Origin of the sequence: Mucilaginibacter sp. (assembly GCF_036383575.1) — a bacterium.
Classification (GTDB): Bacteria; Bacteroidota; Bacteroidia; order Sphingobacteriales; family Sphingobacteriaceae; genus Mucilaginibacter.
Map to the genome: position 1 here is coordinate 1 of NZ_DASVOB010000102.1, position 2,081 is coordinate 2,081.

At 37.8% G+C, this 2,081-nt stretch carries 4 protein-coding genes; 1 reads left to right on the forward strand and 3 read right to left on the reverse strand.

Annotated features, from left to right (window positions below):
- Nucleotides 1-455: 455 nt before the first annotated feature.
- Nucleotides 456-755 carry a hypothetical protein gene (locus tag VF500_RS03815; protein ID WP_330858397.1) on the forward strand — a complete coding sequence of 100 codons (300 nt, stop codon included), beginning with the start codon at nucleotides 456-458 and terminating at the stop codon, nucleotides 753-755.
- An 80-nt stretch (nucleotides 756-835) separates the two neighbouring features.
- Here the strand turns inward: VF500_RS03815 and VF500_RS03820 are convergent, their stop codons facing one another.
- The 3 genes from VF500_RS03820 to VF500_RS03830 form a co-directional block, all read right to left on the reverse strand.
- Nucleotides 836-988, reverse strand: a complete 153-nt coding sequence (locus tag VF500_RS03820) for a hypothetical protein (protein WP_158603985.1) — start codon at nucleotides 986-988, stop codon at nucleotides 836-838.
- 166 nt (nucleotides 989-1,154) lie between these two features.
- Nucleotides 1,155-1,562 carry a DUF983 domain-containing protein gene (locus tag VF500_RS03825; RefSeq protein ID WP_330858398.1) on the reverse strand — a complete coding sequence of 136 codons (408 nt, stop codon included), beginning with the start codon at nucleotides 1,560-1,562 and terminating at the stop codon, nucleotides 1,155-1,157.
- A gap of 4 nt (nucleotides 1,563-1,566) precedes the next feature.
- The coding region (locus VF500_RS03830; RefSeq protein ID WP_330858399.1) for a helix-turn-helix domain-containing protein at nucleotides 1,567-2,081 on the reverse strand (515 nt) is incomplete at its 5' end.

Sequence of the window (2,081 nt, forward strand, 5' to 3'; positions counted from 1 at the left end):
CTGCTTCTATCTCTTTTATTAGTTGCTCCCGTAAATTGGCCGGAAGATGGCTGCGCTTGTCTTCTCGCACTACCCGTAATATCTCCTCGTTTTCCTTTTTCATACACCTTTTTTTGTGTATAGTTTTTTCCGGACGAGTCAATAAATATTATCGGCTAAATCTCAATTCATAGATAATGTAACACCAGGGTGATCAATTTGATTTATGATAGAGCCTCTGAAAATCTGCTCATTGCAGCCGGTAAAAGGTTTTAATTTTTTTTATCGAAATATCAACGTTATTTCAAATTTTCTTTCTACATTTAACTATTCACCTGTATCCATTAAAAATTGCGTAAAACTACGTACGCAAAACGGTGAAATCCCTGATTACTTTTTTTAAAGCGTTGGTTATTTTTGGAGTATAATTTGCTTCTGCACGCTCAGAGGCACTTTTAAAAACTTATACCTTGCTTATGAAATTATTCTACCATTTTCTTGTACTGGTTGCGACATCCCTCATTTTAATAGCATGTGCCAATATGTTTGCCTCAACGCCTGAAAAAAAACTCAAGCCCGCTCAGCGCAGCGATATTAACATAAACGAGGATTCGCTATATAATTCAGAAATCAATACCCGTCTTATATTTTCAGACTCACATTACAATGATGTTTTAAACAGATATAACAATAGTAACCACCGGGCAAAAAATCTGCCTTTTAATAAGTTACTTATTGCAGCAAATTACGTTGGCCTAAACCAAATCGAAGAATAATTTCAGTTTAATAGTTAGTTAATTAGTTAGGAACAGTTGTAAACAGTCGGTACAGAAATGGACCGACTGTTTTTTTATGATCAGAATTTTGGAAAAGAACCCAAACCAAAAAATATAGCGAATAAAGGGATGGCCAACAAGAAATACGCTTTTGCCAATTGCCTGTCATCGGCATTACCAGCTACAAATACATTATATAGATCGGCTTTCAGTGATTGAAGTTTTGCTTTCATGACAATAGATTTTAAGTAATTATAAACAGCTTAATTTCAAATACTTATTTAATTTATATAAATCAAGCTTGTTATTTATTATGACTGCGGCCGCTGTTTTTGGTTTAAATGAAAATGCCCTTAATTTTTCAATTAAGGGCATCGTTGTGTATTTCAGTCAGTTAAATTATTTCGTTTTATCCTCGCTCATCTCCGGGTGGTAATGCAAACCCGGTGTAAGCCAGTGTAAAAGCATCACTCTCGAATACCTGTAATTAAAAGGAGCCAAAGCAACCGCCACTCCTAAAATAATGGTTACATACAACCATGGGTTGCTGCTGCCTGTTAAAACACTGATAGCAACGGCCAGCGTAACCATTTCGGCAACGTTAAGTGCATAGCTGGCAAACATGGCTACATAAAAATAGCCTGGCTCGCGCTCATACACCAAACCACAGTGCGAGCACGTTTTATGCATTTCCTGGCCTTTAAATTCATACATCCCGGAAATGAACAGATCACCGCGCCTACAACGCGGACATTTAGCGTTTGCAAAGGCAGACCATGCAGATAATTTATATTTAGGGGTTTCCATATTATTATGATTTATTGTTTAAGGTTTTCTTTCTGAACTCTTCGGGGGTAATACCCTCAATCTTTTTAAAGAACTTGGTAAAGTAGGAATTGTCGCTAAAATTAAGGTTAAAGGCAATTTCGCTTATGTTAAGCCTTGGGTTGGTCAACAGTCTTTTGGCTTCAAGGAGTGTCCTGTTACGGATCACCTCCCCTGCCGACAAGCCCAACACATCTTTGCATACTGCATTTAAATGATTAGGGGTAATGTAAAGCAATTCGGCATAGTCCTTGGGGAGCTTTACATCAATATAGTGCTGTTCAATCAGTTTCTGAAAATTACGGATCAGCGTTTGGTTATAACCTTGTTTTCCAAAGTTATCGCTCTTGCCCTGACAACGGTTTATGAGGATAAAGATCTGCAGCATCAGCAACTTTACCATATCGCTGCCCAAAGCGGCTGGCTTTTCAACCTCGGCTATTATCCGTTCAAAAAGGGAAATTATCGCAGGCAACTGATCCGCAGGCAAATCAATCACTT

Bases quoted from the DNA above. Each gene is read 5' to 3' on its own strand.
- VF500_RS03815 (WP_330858397.1), top strand. From the start codon at position 456: ATGAAATTATTCTACCATTTTCTTGTACTGGTTGCGACATCCCTCATT.
- VF500_RS03820 (WP_158603985.1), bottom strand. From the start codon at position 988: ATGAAAGCAAAACTTCAATCACTGAAAGCCGATCTATATAATGTATTT.
- VF500_RS03825 (WP_330858398.1), bottom strand. From the start codon at position 1,562: ATGGAAACCCCTAAATATAAATTATCTGCATGGTCTGCCTTTGCAAAC.